Raw genomic sequence first — 16158 nt, 5'->3', positions numbered from 1 at the left:
CGTTATTAAAAAACATAATCCGATCTCGCTATTGAGTGCGTGATAATAGCTTCAAAACTTGTTTAACTACCATTTCTGGCTCATCATTTTGTGGATAGTGGTAACTTTTACTGGTTAGCACTATCTCACCTTGAGGAAAAGCATTAGCCCAGTTTGAATGCAGTTCTCCCCACATTTCACGCCCTTTTTCAGTAAAAAATAACACCGATGGATTTTCATATTTTTTAACTGAGGCAATAACCGTCACGGGAATATCTGCTATTTGTGGATAATCGGGCAAAGGTCGCTTCGACCAAAAGTCTAAATACTGATTCGACATGCCGTTTTTCATATCATCACGTTTTATAGCGGCAATTTCTTTTTCAGCGCGTGGCAAATCAATCGCGCGCATAATATCAACATCATGCTCTGAGGCGGGTTCAATTAACATTAACGCTTTAATGTTATCGGGGTAGCTTGCTGCAAATACCCTTGCGATATAAGCACCATAAGAATGCGCCACATAAACTACTGGTTCTTCAATTTTTAACGCTTTAAGTAATAGTAAAGCCTCAGTAGCATACTGCTCTGAGCTATAGTTTTTCTTTATTTGCGAAGAGCCGCCATTGCCAATTCGAGAATAGCGAATTACTTTTGCATGCTTGATAAGCGAGTTATAAATGGGATCCCAATCACTAAGCCCTGCAGAGCCACCTGCCTCAAGTAAAACAGTGTGTTTACCACTACCCGCCATTTCATATTCAATATCAAAACCATTTACTTTAACTTTTGCAAGCTCAGCAGAAACAGCGGTAGAGGTGATTAATACCCAAAATAGAATCGTTTTTATTATTAGTTTCATATTGTTACAGTAAGTTGATAGTTAGCTTAAGTTTATAACATTAAGCACTATGATTATAAATAATTTCTCTATCACAGAACCTCAGAAATAAATAATCACGTCAATCACCCTTAAATCATGTTTTGACTAATAGATTTCCCTATTCAAACCTATAAACCTCTGTGACCCTATGCCATAATCTAAATAATTCATAAATTTAGTAACTTGGCGGTATATAAACCGTTTCAAGCTAACTTATAGGGTTTTTTAATGGCTTATCAAGAGCAAAACCAAGCAACAATCTATTGGCACGACTACGAAACCTGGGGAGCAAGCCCGCAAAAGGATAAGCCGAGCCAGTTTGCCGGTGTGCGCACCGATCTTGATTTAAATATTATTGGCGAGCCGCTTATTGAGTACTGTAAACCACAGGCTGATTACTTACCTCATCCTGAAGCGTGTTTAATTACCGGTATTACCCCACAAGTGGCGATGCAAAAAGGCTTAGTTGAGGCTGAATTTATTGCTAAAATTCATGCAGAATTTAGCGTGCCTAATACCTGTGTGGCTGGTTATAACAGTATTCGCTTTGATGATGAAGTAAGCCGATATAGCTTTTATCGTAACTTTTACGACCCGTACGAACGTGAATATAAAAACAATAACAGCCGTTGGGATATTATAGATTTAGTGCGTGCCTGCTATGCACTGCGCCCAGAGGGCATTGAGTGGCCATTAAAAGAAGATGGCAGCCCTAGCTTTAAGCTTGAGCATTTAACTGTTGCTAATGGTATTGAACATGCCGCTGCGCACGACGCACTAAGTGATGTAACGGCCACCATTGCATTGGCCAAACTAATTAAAGAGAAGCAGCCTAAGCTGTATCAGTTCTTTTTTAGTCTTCGCGGTAAAAAAGCACTCGCTGAAATGGTTGATGTGTTTAATATGACCCCATTAGTGCACACCTCGTCACGCATTCCTGCTACCCAAGGCTGTACTACTTGGGTTGCACCAATGAGTTTTCACCCGGTAAATAAAAACGCGGTTATTTGTTTTGATTTAACCCAAAACCCGCAGGTGTTACTTGATTTAAATGTAGAAGAATTACGCAAGCGTTTATACACCAAACGTATAGATCTAGCGGAGGGTGATTTACCCGTAGGTTTAAAATTAGTGCATTTAAATAAGTGCCCTATTTTAGCACCAGCTAAAACGCTACTGCCTGAAAACGCTGCCCGCTTGGGTATTGACCGTGAACAATGCTTGGCTAATTTAGCCATTTTAAAAGCCAATACCGAGCTACGTGATAAAGTCACTGAGGTATTTAATGAGCAAGGCGATTACAGCGCGACCACGAACGTAGATTACTTATTATATGATGGCTTTACTAGCCATGCTGATAAAGCTAAATTTGCGATTATTCGTGATGCAAAGCCTGAAGACTTAGCAAGCTTAAAACTTGAATTTGAAGATCCTAAATTTAATACTTTGCTGTTTAGATACCGCGCCCGTAACTGGCCACAAACGCTAAACCAGCAAGAGCTTGATCAATGGCGTCAATATTGCCAAAGCAAGTTAATGCATGGCGAAGATCAGCCATCAATCAGCGCACAAGATTTTATGATCACCCTTGAAAACTTAGCGCATGAACATGATGACAGTGAAAAAAATCTTACAATTTTAAAAGCCTTATATAACTACGCGCAAAGCATGTAATTTACTGTAGTTTATATAACGCATAAAAAACGCGACCCTTTAGCAAAAAAGTGTCGCGTTTTTTGTTATTAGATAAAACCAAAAAGCTATCTCAACAAAAGAGGTAAATGAGAAACACATAAAACCAACATTCATTCTTTATGTTTATCACTTCCTCTAAAAGCGCAGCGCCTCTTAGCCTCTTTGTGAATAATTTACTTTTACCAATTACATTACTTTTTATGCAGTGCTTCGATACGTGCTAATAAACTTGAAGTATCGTATCGACCACCGCCCAGAGCTTGTACATCAGCGTAATATTGATCAACCGTGGCGGTCATTGGCAGCGTTGCACCATTATTTTTAGCTTCATCAAGGGCAATGCCTAAATCTTTACGCATCCAATCTACAGCAAAACCAAACTCGTACTCGCCTGCCCACATTGTTTTGTAGCGGTTTTCCATTTGCCACGAACCAGCTGCGCCTTTAGAAATGGTTTCTATTACTTTTTCGCCATCAAGCCCTGCTTGTTTAGCAAAATGTAAGCCCTCAGCTAAGCCTTGCACTACACCAGCAATACAAATTTGGTTGACCATTTTACATAATTGCCCTGAGCCCGCTTCCCCTAATAACTGGCTAAAACGGCTAAACGCCGCCATGATAGGTTGTGCTTTAGCAAATACCGCTTCGTTGCCACCGGCCATTACGGTTAATACCCCGTTTTCAGCACCAGCTTGGCCGCCCGATACTGGCGCATCAATAAAGTCGATATGCTGTAAAGCCGCTTTTGCCGCAACTTCACGTGCCACTTCTGCTGAGGTAGTTGTGTGGTCGATTAAAATTGTGTTTTCGTGCATGCCTGCTAGCACACCGTCATTGCCGTATACTACTGAACGTAAATCGTCGTCATTACCAACACACATAAATACCATATCGGCACCGCTTGCTGCCTCACGCGGAGTAGGTGCAAAGCTGCCGTTAAAATCTTCGACCCATTTTTGTGCTTTAGCTGCTGTGCGGTTATAAACACATACGCTGTGCCCTGCTTTTGCTAAATGCCCTGCCATTGGGTAACCCATTACGCCTAAACCTATAAATGCAATTTTAACTGACATAAAAATGACCTATTTAACTGATAACTTAGAAACATAAGCTCGATTATGTCAATCGGCCGCTAAAAAAGCGAATGAAAGTCTTTTAAAATTTCCCGCATAAGGAAATTAGGTAGGTAATCTATGGATAGCATTTATCAATTTAACGCACCACTTTGTAATAACAGTGATTTTCCTTTGAGCCAGTTAAAAGGAAAAACGGTTCTTATTGTAAATACAGCAAGCAAATGTCATTTTTCGGCGCAATTATGTGCGCTTGAAAAGCTATACCAACAATACAAAAGCGATGGGTTTACTATTCTGGCCTTTCCATGTAATCAGTTTGATAAAAACGAACCATTAGAGGGTATGGCAATAAAAGACTACTATCAAAAACACTTTGCAATTAATTTTGAAGTATTTGATAAGGTTATGGTGAATGGCCCCGATACGCATCCCTTGTTTAGTTATTTAAAATCACATACGCGTGGAATTGCACAAAACCGTGCAATAAAGTGGAACTTCACTAAGTTTTTAGTTAATGCCCAAGGACAATTAATTGCACGTTATGCGCCGCGCACTAAACCGGAGTCACTTCATAGTGTAATTAGAAGTAGTTTAGAGGCAACACCGATTATAAAAACAGCAAATAGTCGCTTTAATACCACAGCAATATTAAAGTGATAAGGCATGTATAATAAAAATGGTTTATGGTTGATGTAACTAGATTAGTTGGATTGTAATAAATGAAGATTGCTTTTTTTAGTGCTCAAAAATACGAGCGCCCTTTTTTCGAACAAAGCTTAACTGGCTTTTCTAACATCGCTATTACCTATTTTGAGCAAAGTTTATCGATGCACACTGCGGTTTTAGCTAAAGAATTTGATGCGGTATGCGTATTTGTAAACGATTCGGTAGATAAAGCGGTTATTGAGCAACTGGCTATATTTGGGGTTAACACCATTTTACTGCGCTGTGCGGGTTTTAATAATGTAGATTTAGCCGCTGCTAAACAGCATGGCATGCGTGTTCTGCGCGTTCCGGCTTACAGCCCTGAGGCAGTTGCAGAGCATTGTATTGCACTTATGCTTACGCTTAGCCGTAAAACCCATAAAGCTTATAACCGCGTACGTGAAGACAATTTTGACTTGAACGGCTTACTTGGCTTTAACTTGCATAATAAAACAGTGGGTATTATTGGCTGCGGTAAAATTGGCCAAGCATTGTGTAATATATTAACCGGTTTTGGCGCTCACATTTTAGTATGCGATCCTAATGCACAAGCTGGTAATTACACAATTACTGATTTAAACACCCTGCTTACACAAAGCGATATAATTTCTTTGCATTGCCCGTTAAACGAGCACACCCATCATTTAATAGACGATGACGCATTTGCAGCAATGAAAACAGGGGTTATGCTAATAAACACCTCGCGCGGTGCATTGGTTAATAGTAAAGCGTGTATTAAGGCACTTAAATCACAAAAACTAGGTTATTTAGGGCTTGATGTGTACGAGCAAGAATCAGAGCTGTTTTTTAAAAACCACAGTGACGATATAAACCAAGACGATATTTTCTCTCGCTTAGTGAGCTTTAAAAATGTATTGATCACCGGCCATCAAGGCTTTTTTACTCAAGAAGCACTTACAGAAATTGCCAATATCACCTTACAAAATGCATTTGAGGTTACTCAAGGAAATAGCTTAACAAACGAAGTGCTATAGCGCTCCAAATCAAAAAACAAAAAACAAAAAACAAAAAAGCGAACAAAATATAGTGTTCGCTTTTTTAGTTATCAATAACAGATTAGTTATTATTGCGTTCTAGCCAAACGCAACGTTTGCAAATACTAAGGTCATTAGCACTGGGCAGACAAAACGAATGTACTGAGCAAACCAATAATGTGCACCAGAACTTGCCTGATGAAGCTTATTACCGCGCTGCCATAACCAACCCACTGTAATAAAATAAAACAGTCCCATCAACGGGAGTTGGTATTGAGTAAATACCATAATAACCAAACCAAATAGCCAATCAAAATTAACAATAATAGTACTGGCACAAATAAGTACAATGGCACTAACGGCCCATGTGGCTTTGGTTCTATCAACACTGTGGTTTTCTACTAAGAATGCCACCGGAATTTCAGTCGATGAAATGGTTGATGTAACTGAAGCAATCGACATCAACACAAAAAATAGTAAGCCAACTAATAAACCAATTTCACCCATGGTGCCAAATAACTCAGGTAATATGGTAAAAATAAGCTGCCCCTCACCGATTAGTTTACCGTTGCTAAATACTTCAACGCCATTGAACTGTGCCACATAAATAGCCGGTATTATTAATAGCCCAGCTAAAAATGCCACGCTGGTGTCGAGTAAGGCTACACTTGCAGTCAATTTTGGTAAGTTAGCTCCGGGCTTTAAATAAGAGCCATAAATCATCATACAGCCCACACCCAGTGATAATGAGAAAAACGCTTGTCCCATTGCAGCAATAATTAAATCGGGGTCGAGTATTTTACTAAAGTCTGGCACTAAATAGGCTGCAAACCCTTCGCTGGCACCCTCTAAGGTAGCAATGTAAGCAATTAGGCCAACGAGTAAAACAAGTAATAATGGCATTAAACGGCGCGACCAGGTTTCAATTCCTGATTTAACCCCCTTTAAAATAATACTGGCGGTTAAAATAAGCATCAGCGGCGTAAATATAAAGTTGCGTAGCATAGAGTCGCTATGTAAAAACTCACTCAAGCTCTGCAAGCCTAAAAAGGTGGTTATAGGCTCTATGGCGTAAGAAAGCATCCAACCTGCCACTATTGAATAAAAGCTTAACATGACTATTGCGCCAGCTAAGCCTATATAACCTGCAGCAGCGCCAACTTTAGGCGCATGATCTTGCCATGCTTGGCCTAAGGCTTTAACCGGATTAGCTTGGGCTTTGTAGCCTAAATACAGCTCGGTGTATAACGCGGGAAGCGCTAGTAAAAAAATAACAATAAAGTACACCAATAAAAATGCGCCGCCACCATGGTTAGCAGCCTGTGTAGGAAAACCCCATATATTGCCTAAACCTACCGCAGCACCGGCTGCTGCCAATACAAAACCAAGTCGACTTTGAAAACCATCACGCACTTGTGTCATACACCTACAAATCTGTTATTATTTTATCGAATGTGAATTAAACCATATTTAAGGGCGACTGAGTAATAAAAATGTACTTAGCGCGCATAACAGCAAACAACCGCTCATAAACTATCCAGCTTATAACGATAACTATGTAATCGGTATTCACTTTTAACGAGCAATAATGAGTTCAGCTTACTTCGACAATCAGTTATTACAAACCCCGCTTGCTGAGAATAATAACCACACCATTTTATTATTTGATGCCAGCCAATTGCAGGTTGATGAACTAACACTTACACAGTTTTTAAGCCCGTTTGAATTAAGTGTCATCGCGCGTCGTAAAACGCCTCAAGCAAAGCAAGAATATGTAGCAACGCGGCTGTTACTAAAATATTTAGTCAAAAGTGTATTACCTAGCAGCAGTAATATAACGCTTGATAAAATCAGCTCTGAATTTAATCAACAAACCAGTAAGCTTGAGCTAAATATAAATAACAACCAGGTTTATAGTTGCTGTGTGTCACACTCTCATGGTTTGGTAGGCGTGGCCCTAAATATTAATAATTCGCTATTTGGTTTTGATATTGAAAAAATCAGTTTAAAACGACCATTTGAAAAACTCGCAAAGCACTTTTATGATGCTGCAGAAGTGGCACTTATAACTAAGCAACCATGCACAGCTTCTAAAGCGGCGACATTTTTCAGACTTTGGACATTAAAAGAGGCATTAGCAAAAGCAACCAGCCGCCCTATTGCCCAGCTATTAAGCCCCAATATATTTTGTGAGCTTGGCAACTCGCAGTTAAGTGCAATTAGCACCGCATTAACAAACGATGTAAACGAGCAGTTTGATATAAGCGTTGTGGCAAAAAAAAGCACCGACTGGCAGTGCTCATTTATCTCATTTGCAGCGTTAAGCAGCAAGCTCGCCTTCAAGTAGTCGGCTATGAATAGCTTGAACCACAGCATCAGACTCACTTTGCTCAACTAAAAAGCACAGGTTGTGTTTACTCGCACCATGACAAATAAGACGAATGTTAAATTCGCTCAACACCTGCATTAAATTCATTTCGTGCTGACGCAATACAATTTCAGACCCAATAAGTGCTACTAGGGTTAAATTGTTCTCAACCGATACATGGCAAAACTCAGCGAGTTTATCTAAGCATTCTTGATCTAGCTCTGGGCGTGATGCATTAGGCGCATTATCAAGGGTAATTGCTACACTAATTTCAGAGGTAGTAACCAAGTCTACCGAAATATTACATTCACTTAAAATAGTAAAGATACGCGCTAAAAAACCACTCGCTAATAGCATTTCTGGGCTTTTAAGGGTTAATAATATTTGGTTTTTACGTTGCGTGACCGCACGAATACCTGGTAGCTGCGATTTTTCACGTTCAATCCAAGTACCACCACGCTCTGGCTCTGTGCTTGAGCCAACAAACACATTTATATGGCTTCGACTGGCTGGCAAAATTGTAGCTGGATGCAACACTTTAGCGCCAAAAGTGGCCATTTCTGCCGCTTCATCAAAGCTTAAACGCGCAATAGGTGTGGCTTTTACACACAAACGCGGATCGGTGCTAAAAATACCCACTACGTCGGTCCAAATATGCACACTCTTAGCGTTAATTGCTTCAGCTAACAAGGCGGCACTGTAATCAGAGCCACCGCGACCCAGTGTGGTGGTTACATTGTTTTCATCGCTGCCAATAAAGCCCTGAGTAACAATTACATTGTTCTCTAGTAAGGGAATTAAATGCTCTTTAGCTGCAAGCGCTGTGGCGGCTACATTAGGCGTGGCTTTACCAAATTGGCTATCGGTTTTAAGCACCTGGCGAACATCAAAACGCTGCGAATTTAAGCCCTTTAAGCGCAATACTTGAGTAAATAAATACGACGATAAACGCTCGCCAAAGCTGAGTAACTCATCGTGTTGCTGCTCTGTTGTCAGTATTTGATGTGCCAGTGTTTGGAAGTCATTGAGGGTGTTATTAAAACCAAGCGCTAAATCATCATCTAGGGTCAGATCAGTTAAAATTGCCTGCTGAATAGCAAGTACACCGTCAACATGCTGTTGACGTTCAGCGGCATCAATATCGGCTTTACAAAGTGCCACCAAGTGATTAGTTACACCGGCGCTGGCGCTCACTGCAACAATTCGAACGCTGTTATCATTTACAATGATTTCGCTACAACGGTTCATCGCCTCAAAGTTAGCAACGCTGGTGCCACCAAATTTGGCAACAATGTAATCTGATTTTGTGCACTGTGAACTATGTGGCACTGATTGGGTAGTCATTTCGTCTCCTTTCGCGGCATCCAAACCGCAATAAAACAAGAAGAACTTGGCAGGAAATAAAGATAAGAAAAATCTACTGCCAGAAGCTCTCCACCTAAATTGGTGACAGTTTTGAGGATTCAGCCCCATAAACCGAAAAACAATGGTAACGACCCATTATTTTCCTCGGCGAGTACTTCCCTCCTTAATGGTCGCAGGCTGTCGTTGCCTCACATTAAGTACCTAAGTATCGCACCTCTTCTGAATGTATTATTAACCTGTGGCTAATAAAACAAAACCGCACTAAGAGTGCGGCTTTGAAAGTTATCGTTTAGACGTCTAGCTGTCAAGTCGTTTTATTATAAAATCAAATAAAACTACCCATAAAGTAAGAGCCAGCATAACCAAAGGTGTAACACACTAACAAATACAACGACAAACGAAGGTAACTTGCAAAAGTAAGTTCTTTAACCTTACTCATAGCAATAATACCAGCCGCCGAACCAATGATCAGCATTGAACCACCCACACCGGTTGCATACGTAAACGACAACCAATGCTGTTGACTCATTACAATGTCAGCTTTTAGTAACGCAGCCGTTAGTGGCACATTATCAACACCGGCCGATAAAATACCCATTAAGTAGTTAGCGTACTCTGGCGCCATTACTGTATACAAATTAGTAAACTGGCTTAGCACGCCGACTTCTTTTAATGCGCCAACAAGTAATAACACACCTACGAAAAACAATAAGGTGTCGTACTCTATGTCACGTATAAAGTCGATCATATCTTTATTGATGTCTTTTTTGCGCATTAAAAATTGCGCGACTAAAAACATAATAGACAGGCCGAGTAAAAAGGTAAGTAATGGCGGCACACTATATAAAACACTTAAAGTAAGGGTAGAAATAACGGTAGTGAAGAAAATAACAGCGATAGTAATGTCGGTTTTTTCAATGCGTTTAAATTTAGTCTTTTTAAACTCTAACTGCTTGTTCATACCAATTGATAATAAAGTAGCCAGTAATAATACGCTTAATAATGCAGGCACAATTAACAGTAATAAATTGCTAATTGTTACTTTACCATCAAGGAAAATCATAAGTGTGGTTACATCACCTGTGATAAGTGATACACCCCCTGAGTTCACTGCAAATACAATTAAGGTGGCGTACTTAACTAGTTTTTTGGCTTCAAGCTTTAATGACATTATAACAGCCAAGGAGATCAGTGTAGCTGTTACGTTGTCGGAGATAGATGAAAATACAAATGCAAAACATCCTACCAAAAACATTAGCTTTCGTTCACTAATACTGGTTGGCATTATCCGATTCACAACATTTTCGATAAGTCCCTTGGAGTTTAAATAGGCAACAAAGGTCATTGCGGCCATTAAAAACAGCCATAAGGAAGCAATTTCTAAAATATTGTGGTCAAGGAGGGTTTGAATCGTTTCAGGGCTTTGCCCATTAAGAGGAAAAATAAAGGAGATAATCCAACAAAGTGTACCAAAAAATAATGTCGTTTTGGCTTTGTTTACGTGAATCACATCCTCAATAACGATAAGCAAGAATGCAATCGCTATCAGCGTCAGGATAATCGAGGAAACCATGATATTAAACAACCTTCGGGTTTAAGTAAAAATTGAAACCATGTAAAAAATAGAGGTACACACTCTATGTGCCTATATTCGGCGCGGATACTATCACTAAGCGAGTGTAAAAACTATTATTAAATCGTCGCAAAAACGAATACCATATAAGTTCAAGAAATATAAAATAACGAATACTAGGATGTTGTAACGCCTTATGATCCCAGCTAAAAAGCTACTTAATACCCTCACTGAGCATTGGGGTGTATTAGAGCTATTATTTAAACGCTTTAAAATGGCCGACTTTAGTATTAAAGATTTACAAAATGCCATAAAACAAAAGCAACCGACGTGGAATAATGAGCGTATTTATAAAGAAACCAATCGGTTATTAAATCAAGAAATCATTATTCCCTTGGCTAAATCGTCACAACTAGAAATTAACCGTGCCATTGCGGACTTTGCTACCTTTTTACTTCAAGAAGAACATTTAGGCTTAGCACAAGAAATTAGTGTATTGGTTGATGATTTAGCTCGCTTAGGTAACCGGCTATCTAATGCCGGTGAAATGGAAGATTTTGATGATTTACGTCGCTTTAGCCGCATTATGGATGATCGGGTTCGTAAAATAATTAAGCTGTTTTTACATAACGAAAACGCCATTTTAAATATTGTTGAGCAAGCCAAATCAAATAACGCGGTGCAATCGCTGCAAAAGCGCTATAAAGCCGTGATAGAAGCATTTGATGAATATATAGAACCCATGCTAGAAATGGTCGATATTAGAGGCGACTTTCATGCCTGTTTTACTCTAATTGAGCAACAAATTAGCACCCAAATAGAACATATTGAACGCTCAGGCAAGGCGTACAGTGATAAACGTATGCTTGAGCAATTACGTACTCGTATTCTCGAGATGCACCTAGTTGGCCGGACAAGCTTACGTAAAAGTGCCGACATGCTAATGCCACTGCGCGAAGAGTTGCGCCGTAATAACCTTATTACCCGCCAAGCGGCAAAAGTATTAGGGCTAATTCGTAAAAACGGGGTGGATAATATGCTCAGCGCCGTGCAACCCCATTTTGTAAGCGATGCGCAAAAGTATTCATTGGGTCAACAGCGTCATATTGTTGCCTATATGGCAAGCTTAGCTGAGTTTGAACACCACGAGTATCAGCTACCAGAACAAAATGATGTGCCCGCGTTTGTCACGCCAAACATTCCTGACTACCACGATGTAAAAGCTCAATTTACCAAGCGCTTTAAAAAGCAGCGTAAAAAACCACAGCCTTTGCTGCAATTTTTAGACGAAAGCTACCCTGAGCTTGAAGCCGATGAAATGCTGTTTTTGTATCAAAAGTTGGTAAGCGATAGCACCCTAGAAATTAGCCAAAGCGATAAAAAAGCCCGCGTTAACATTGCAGGCCAGCACTTTAATTTATATCCCTTTAATTCAGAGCCTCAGGCTGATAAAGCCGAGCACGAGTAATTACCATGACCCATATAAACTTAGATGAGCTTTCTCACTTACAAGCCATTAATAAAAAATTAGTCGCCGGTTACCACATTTGCGAACAAGACACCGTAATGTGGCAAGAGCTTGACCAACAAATAGACGCTTATACTGCCTTATTTACAGCATTAGGCCACGAGTTAAAACACGATAGCCGTGGTTTTTATTATTTTGCCAGCGATGAAAGCACCCCAAACATGGGTAAAATTTCCCGCGCTGTAGCGCTCACTATTTACATTTTAATAGAGCATTTTGCCAATACAGGTAAAGACCCAATGCGCGCATTATTTGACGAGCCAAACGACTTAGAGCTCATGCAAACCTTGGTGCAACTTAATAAACATTTATTTGATCAGCTTGAGATATTCTCGGGTTCTGACTTACGAAAAGATGTGTATTTACGCATGGTGCGTTTAGGTCTTGCCCGCGAAGTAGAAGGTGGCTTTATGTTGCAAGCCCCTATTCACCGCTATATTGATGCCTTAATGGAAGTAAACGAAGAGACCTTTATTAGTGAGGACGAGCAATGAAAAATTTATACGGACTGAGTAAACTCGCCCTACTAAATACCGCAGGCTATGCAAAATGTGTGATCCCACTGGATAAAAGTAGCTCGATTTGTGCGCCTAACAACACGGGTAAAAGCTCAGTAATTAATGCACTGCAATTTCCGCTAATTAACGATTTACGCCTAACCGAGTGGGATGGCCACGATTTAGATGAAACCCGTAAGTTTTATTTTTCATCAGATCAATCGTACATTTTATTGCAAGCCGATTTGCCCCATGGCTCAGTCGTCATTGGCGTAGCCGGCTTAGGTAAAATTGCCGGTTATGCACACCAATACTTTTGCTATCAAGGTAAGCTTGATTTAGCCCAGTACACCCAAGGCAATACCATTATTAAGTTTACCAAGCTGTTTAATCACTTAAAGCAGCAAGGTTTCAACCCGATAGAGCTTAAGGCACAAGAATTAAACGCTCTACTGACTGGCGGAGCAACGCAATTTGACGGTGAGATCAATTTAAAAATGATCCCCCTTAACAACGTTCAAGACTCTGCAATATACAAAGAAATATTTCGTCGTATTCTTAATTTACATAAATTAGGCGCAAACGACGTTAAGCGTTTTATGTTGCGTGTGTTTGAACGCCATATGTCAAATTCTAAGGTCGACTTTTACGAGGTTTGGCGCCGTTCGTTTGATAAAGTAAACCGCGCAAAGCGTGAATTAAAAGCGCTAGAATCAATGCAAGAGCCCATAGCCGCTCTTGAATCTATGCTTGAAAACCAAACCGTGCTTAAAGGTAAACTAGCAGCATATGCGCCAAAGATTGACCAAGCACTGATTGACTTTGATGCTTACCAAGAAGAGCAACTAAGCGAGCTCAGCATCGCCCTTGAAGACATTGAGCACGAAAAGCACGAGTTTGAACAAAAGCAAGGGCTATACGTGCAACAATCGCGCGATATAGAGCGCAAGCAAACTCAAATTGAACAATGGTTTTTAGATTTCAACGCCCTTAAAAGTGAGTTTGAGCTGGTTAATAAAGCCACGCTAAAAAGCAACCTAACGCAGTTAAAAAATGACTACGAGTCGTTGTCACACTCTATTACGAGTGCTCAAGGGCAAAGTCTGCACACCCTTGATTACCGTATTGGTGAAACACAAAAACAAATTAAAAGCTTAAAGTTACAACTTAAAAACTTAGAATTTAATTTATTCACCCGTATGCGTGAAGACTTATCACTGAAAGAAGTAGAAGAAATATCGCGGCTATTAAACCCCGATCTTCTCTCCTTTGCCACCACCAGCAATGGCGATATAACCATTGATGACGAAGATGCCTTTGGTGAATTTTTATCACAGCTGAGCGAAAATGTTAAAGGCGGTATACTCACCCTACCTGGTGCCAGTATTAAACTTAAAAAGCTCTCACCAGTACAAATGCAAAGCGGCGAAAATAAAGAGCAACTGAGCGCTCAGTTAACCGCGCTTGAGCAATCATTAAAAGAGTTTAAACAACAGCGCGAAGTGGCCGCCAATGTTGCTGATAAACAAAAAGAAAAAGACGCGCTATACGAGGAGCTCATGAGTGCAGAAAGCGCACTTAAACGCTTAGAGCAATTTGAAGTGATGCAACAGTCGGTTGACGCCCAAGCAATGCTAAAAGAGCAGCTTTTAGCCGAGCGCGAACAAGTTGACGATTACCTACAAGATATTCAAAAAAACAGTGGCTCAATTGCTGATAGACGCTCACTAATTAAATCTAAGCAGGCACAAATTAATCGTCAAACAGAGCGCTTACGCCAAGTTAAAACCGAGCGTATTGACCACACATTAGATTTATACAGTGGTAAAGTAACGCCTTATATGATTGATATAAAAATCGATTTTGATAATTTAAGCGATTTAATTCACCACTTTAATAAGGACTGCCAAGAGCTACGGAACTTCGATATAAATGTACGTAATACCTATATGCATATTTATAATGCCGGTATCACTAAGTTTGATAACGAAAACGATGAGTTTAGTAAATATCAAAAGCTTATTAGCGCGTTTCATAACATTGATAACGAGCGCGATGCAGTTGAGCGACAAGGTCGCGTTGCCCTCACCGAAGTAGCCGCTACTATTAAAGGACTGCGCGAAGATTTAGACCGCTTACGCCGTGAAATGAATAGCTTTAATAAAGGCATTAGCCAGCACCGCATTTCAAACCTGCAAGCGTTTAAAATTAATATTATCCCGCGCAAAATGTTGGTAGATAGTATTGATACTATTATCAGTACCTCTAACCAATTTGAACAAGGCGATACCCTAGATTTACTCAGCCAAGAACCTTACAGCGAGAGCGCGGTAAACGAGGCAAAAGATCATTTAATTAAACTCGCCTCAGACAAAGCAGGTCTGACCCTCACCGATTTGTTTGATATTCGTTTTGAAGTGGTTAACCGTGCAGGTGAAACCGAGCACTTTGAAAAGATAGACTCGGCTGGCTCAAATGGTACGCGTATCACCATTAAGCTATTATGTGGCATGTTGTTTATTCGTTATTTATTAAGCGATCAGGAACAAAACTTATACCGTATACCTATTTATATAGATGAAGCGGCTGATATCGACCCGCAAAACCAAAAAGCAATTATAGAAACCGCCTTGAGCTTTGGCTTTGTGCCAATATTTGCCTCGGTTAAACCACAAATAAGTTGTGATTATATTGTGCCAATTCGTTCAGTAAAAGACGGTGCACAAAACTGGGTAGATGAAAAAGATTGGATTGAGGTTGAACATAAAGCCTCTCTACTGGACTAAGAATTAATTGGCTATTCATCTTAGCCAGTTACACTTATTTTATAGATTTTAAATTACCCTCGCCCATGGTAGTTTAAACAAACGCACTTTATTGGAGCAAACGGAATGAAACACATATTTATTGTCGCAGCACTGGCATTACTAACCGCCTGTACACAAACACCCGATTGGGATTACGATAAATCAGCAAACTTTAGTAACTACAAAACGTTTGCTTGGGTAGAAAACGCGAGTCTAACCAAAGACACGAATAACTACCAAATCAGTGGGCTTATGGAAAAACGCGTTCGCAATGCGGTAAACAACCAACTAAGCCAACAATTAGGTATGCAATTAGTTGACGTAGCGCAAGCTGATGTACTTGTTAACTACCATGCAAGTGTAGATAAAGAGCTTGAAGTTGATAGCTTTAACGTAGGCTACGGTGCACGTTGGGGTTACTGGGGCACAGGCTTTAACCACGATGTAAGCGCACGCGAATATGAAGTGGGCACATTAGTGATCGATATTATTGATCGTGAGTCAAACCAATTAATTTGGCGTGGTGCTAAAGATGGTCGTTTAAAGAAAAAACAAACCCCATCACAACGTGAAGCTGCTATTAAAGAAACGGTTGCCAATATTTTAAGCAACTTCCCGCCAAAAAAGCAGCAGTAAGTTTTAATTAATATTTAAAAAGCCCGCATGTTTGCGGGCTTTTTTATGGCT

13 protein-coding genes and 1 riboswitch are annotated in these 16158 nt (G+C 40.0%); of the genes, 8 read left to right on the top strand and 5 right to left on the bottom strand.

Annotated elements, in window-relative coordinates; genetic code table 11:
- Window positions 1-28 precede the first annotated feature (28 nt).
- Entirely contained in the window at window positions 29-841 is an 813-nt protein-coding gene (locus CWB75_RS15210) for an alpha/beta fold hydrolase (protein ID WP_138571101.1), read from the bottom strand.
- Between the two features lie 249 nt (window positions 842-1090).
- Between CWB75_RS15210 and sbcB the strand changes: the two genes are divergently transcribed.
- Complete coding sequence (sbcB, locus tag CWB75_RS15205; protein ID WP_076918564.1) at window positions 1091-2536, top strand: exodeoxyribonuclease I; 1446 nt, start codon at window positions 1091-1093, stop codon at window positions 2534-2536.
- Between the two features lie 212 nt (window positions 2537-2748).
- On the opposite strand, the gene CWB75_RS15200 is transcribed toward sbcB, so the two are convergent.
- Window positions 2749-3630: an NAD(P)-dependent oxidoreductase gene (locus tag CWB75_RS15200; RefSeq protein ID WP_010388669.1), complete on the bottom strand. Its 882-nt coding sequence runs from the start codon at window positions 3628-3630 to the stop codon at window positions 2749-2751.
- 120 nt (window positions 3631-3750) lie between these two features.
- Here CWB75_RS15200 and CWB75_RS15195 point away from each other — a divergent pair, with 120 nt between their 5' ends.
- Window positions 3751-4290: a glutathione peroxidase gene (locus CWB75_RS15195; protein ID WP_055012614.1), complete on the top strand. Its 540-nt coding sequence runs from the start codon at window positions 3751-3753 to the stop codon at window positions 4288-4290.
- Between the two features lie 62 nt (window positions 4291-4352).
- Window positions 4353-5333: a 2-hydroxyacid dehydrogenase gene (locus CWB75_RS15190; protein WP_054201085.1), complete on the top strand. Its 981-nt coding sequence runs from the start codon at window positions 4353-4355 to the stop codon at window positions 5331-5333.
- A gap of 99 nt (window positions 5334-5432) precedes the next feature.
- On the opposite strand, the gene CWB75_RS15185 is transcribed toward CWB75_RS15190, so the two are convergent.
- The gene (locus tag CWB75_RS15185; protein ID WP_138571100.1) at window positions 5433-6755 is read right to left on the bottom strand and encodes a sodium-dependent transporter; all 1323 of its coding nucleotides are present in this window, start codon (window positions 6753-6755) and stop codon (window positions 5433-5435) included.
- Window positions 6756-6921: 166 nt separating this feature from the next.
- Between CWB75_RS15185 and CWB75_RS15180 the strand changes: the two genes are divergently transcribed.
- Window positions 6922-7680 carry a 4'-phosphopantetheinyl transferase family protein gene (locus tag CWB75_RS15180; RefSeq protein ID WP_138571099.1) on the top strand — a complete coding sequence of 253 codons (759 nt, stop codon included), beginning with the start codon at window positions 6922-6924 and terminating at the stop codon, window positions 7678-7680.
- On the opposite strand, the gene lysC is transcribed toward CWB75_RS15180, so the two are convergent.
- Window positions 7654-9045, bottom strand: a complete 1392-nt coding sequence (gene lysC, locus CWB75_RS15175; protein WP_171039126.1) for a lysine-sensitive aspartokinase 3 — start codon at window positions 9043-9045, stop codon at window positions 7654-7656. The genes CWB75_RS15180 and lysC overlap by 27 nt on opposite strands.
- Before the next feature lie 75 nt (window positions 9046-9120).
- A riboswitch (Lysine riboswitch) is annotated at window positions 9121-9293 on the bottom strand.
- A 98-nt stretch (window positions 9294-9391) separates the two neighbouring features.
- Entirely contained in the window at window positions 9392-10639 is a 1248-nt protein-coding gene (nhaD, locus tag CWB75_RS15170; RefSeq protein WP_055012618.1) for a sodium:proton antiporter NhaD, read from the bottom strand.
- Window positions 10640-10835: 196 nt separating this feature from the next.
- Between nhaD and CWB75_RS15165 the strand changes: the two genes are divergently transcribed.
- The 4 genes from CWB75_RS15165 (at window position 10836) to CWB75_RS15150 (ending at window position 16107) form a co-directional block, all read left to right on the top strand.
- Window positions 10836-12107: an MksB family condensin complex protein gene (locus CWB75_RS15165; RefSeq protein WP_010388660.1), complete on the top strand. Its 1272-nt coding sequence runs from the start codon at window positions 10836-10838 to the stop codon at window positions 12105-12107.
- A gap of 5 nt (window positions 12108-12112) precedes the next feature.
- Window positions 12113-12661, top strand: a complete 549-nt coding sequence (locus CWB75_RS15160; protein ID WP_010388659.1) for a condensin complex protein MksE — start codon at window positions 12113-12115, stop codon at window positions 12659-12661.
- Window positions 12658-15450, top strand: a complete 2793-nt coding sequence (locus CWB75_RS15155; protein WP_138571097.1) for an Mks condensin complex protein MksF — start codon at window positions 12658-12660, stop codon at window positions 15448-15450. Before CWB75_RS15160 ends, CWB75_RS15155 begins: the two co-directional genes overlap by 4 nt.
- Before the next feature lie 105 nt (window positions 15451-15555).
- Window positions 15556-16107, top strand: coding sequence for a DUF4136 domain-containing protein (locus tag CWB75_RS15150; protein WP_138571096.1), 552 nt, complete (start codon window positions 15556-15558; stop codon window positions 16105-16107).
- The last annotated feature ends 51 nt before the right edge of the window (window positions 16108-16158 follow it).

It is taken from the genome of Pseudoalteromonas sp. S1608 (genome assembly GCF_005887265.1).
Classification (GTDB): domain Bacteria; phylum Pseudomonadota; class Gammaproteobacteria; order Enterobacterales; family Alteromonadaceae; genus Pseudoalteromonas; species Pseudoalteromonas undina.
The sequence above is the reverse complement of the archived record's forward strand: the minus strand, read 5'-3'. Positions and strand labels throughout refer to the sequence as shown.

Excerpts from the sequence above, each read along its gene's own strand:
- CWB75_RS15210 (WP_138571101.1), bottom strand. The coding sequence starts at position 841 with ATGAAACTAATAATAAAAACGATTCTATTTTGGGTATTAATCACCTCT.
- sbcB (WP_076918564.1), top strand. The coding sequence starts at position 1,091 with ATGGCTTATCAAGAGCAAAACCAAGCAACAATCTATTGGCACGACTAC.
- CWB75_RS15200 (WP_010388669.1), bottom strand. The coding sequence starts at position 3,630 with ATGTCAGTTAAAATTGCATTTATAGGTTTAGGCGTAATGGGTTACCCA.
- CWB75_RS15195 (WP_055012614.1), top strand. The coding sequence starts at position 3,751 with ATGGATAGCATTTATCAATTTAACGCACCACTTTGTAATAACAGTGAT.
- CWB75_RS15190 (WP_054201085.1), top strand. The coding sequence starts at position 4,353 with ATGAAGATTGCTTTTTTTAGTGCTCAAAAATACGAGCGCCCTTTTTTC.
- CWB75_RS15185 (WP_138571100.1), bottom strand. The coding sequence starts at position 6,755 with ATGACACAAGTGCGTGATGGTTTTCAAAGTCGACTTGGTTTTGTATTG.
- CWB75_RS15180 (WP_138571099.1), top strand. The coding sequence starts at position 6,922 with ATGAGTTCAGCTTACTTCGACAATCAGTTATTACAAACCCCGCTTGCT.
- lysC (WP_171039126.1), bottom strand. The coding sequence starts at position 9,045 with ATGACTACCCAATCAGTGCCACATAGTTCACAGTGCACAAAATCAGAT.
- nhaD (WP_055012618.1), bottom strand. The coding sequence starts at position 10,639 with ATGGTTTCCTCGATTATCCTGACGCTGATAGCGATTGCATTCTTGCTT.
- CWB75_RS15165 (WP_010388660.1), top strand. The coding sequence starts at position 10,836 with ATGATCCCAGCTAAAAAGCTACTTAATACCCTCACTGAGCATTGGGGT.
- CWB75_RS15160 (WP_010388659.1), top strand. The coding sequence starts at position 12,113 with ATGACCCATATAAACTTAGATGAGCTTTCTCACTTACAAGCCATTAAT.
- CWB75_RS15155 (WP_138571097.1), top strand. The coding sequence starts at position 12,658 with ATGAAAAATTTATACGGACTGAGTAAACTCGCCCTACTAAATACCGCA.
- CWB75_RS15150 (WP_138571096.1), top strand. The coding sequence starts at position 15,556 with ATGAAACACATATTTATTGTCGCAGCACTGGCATTACTAACCGCCTGT.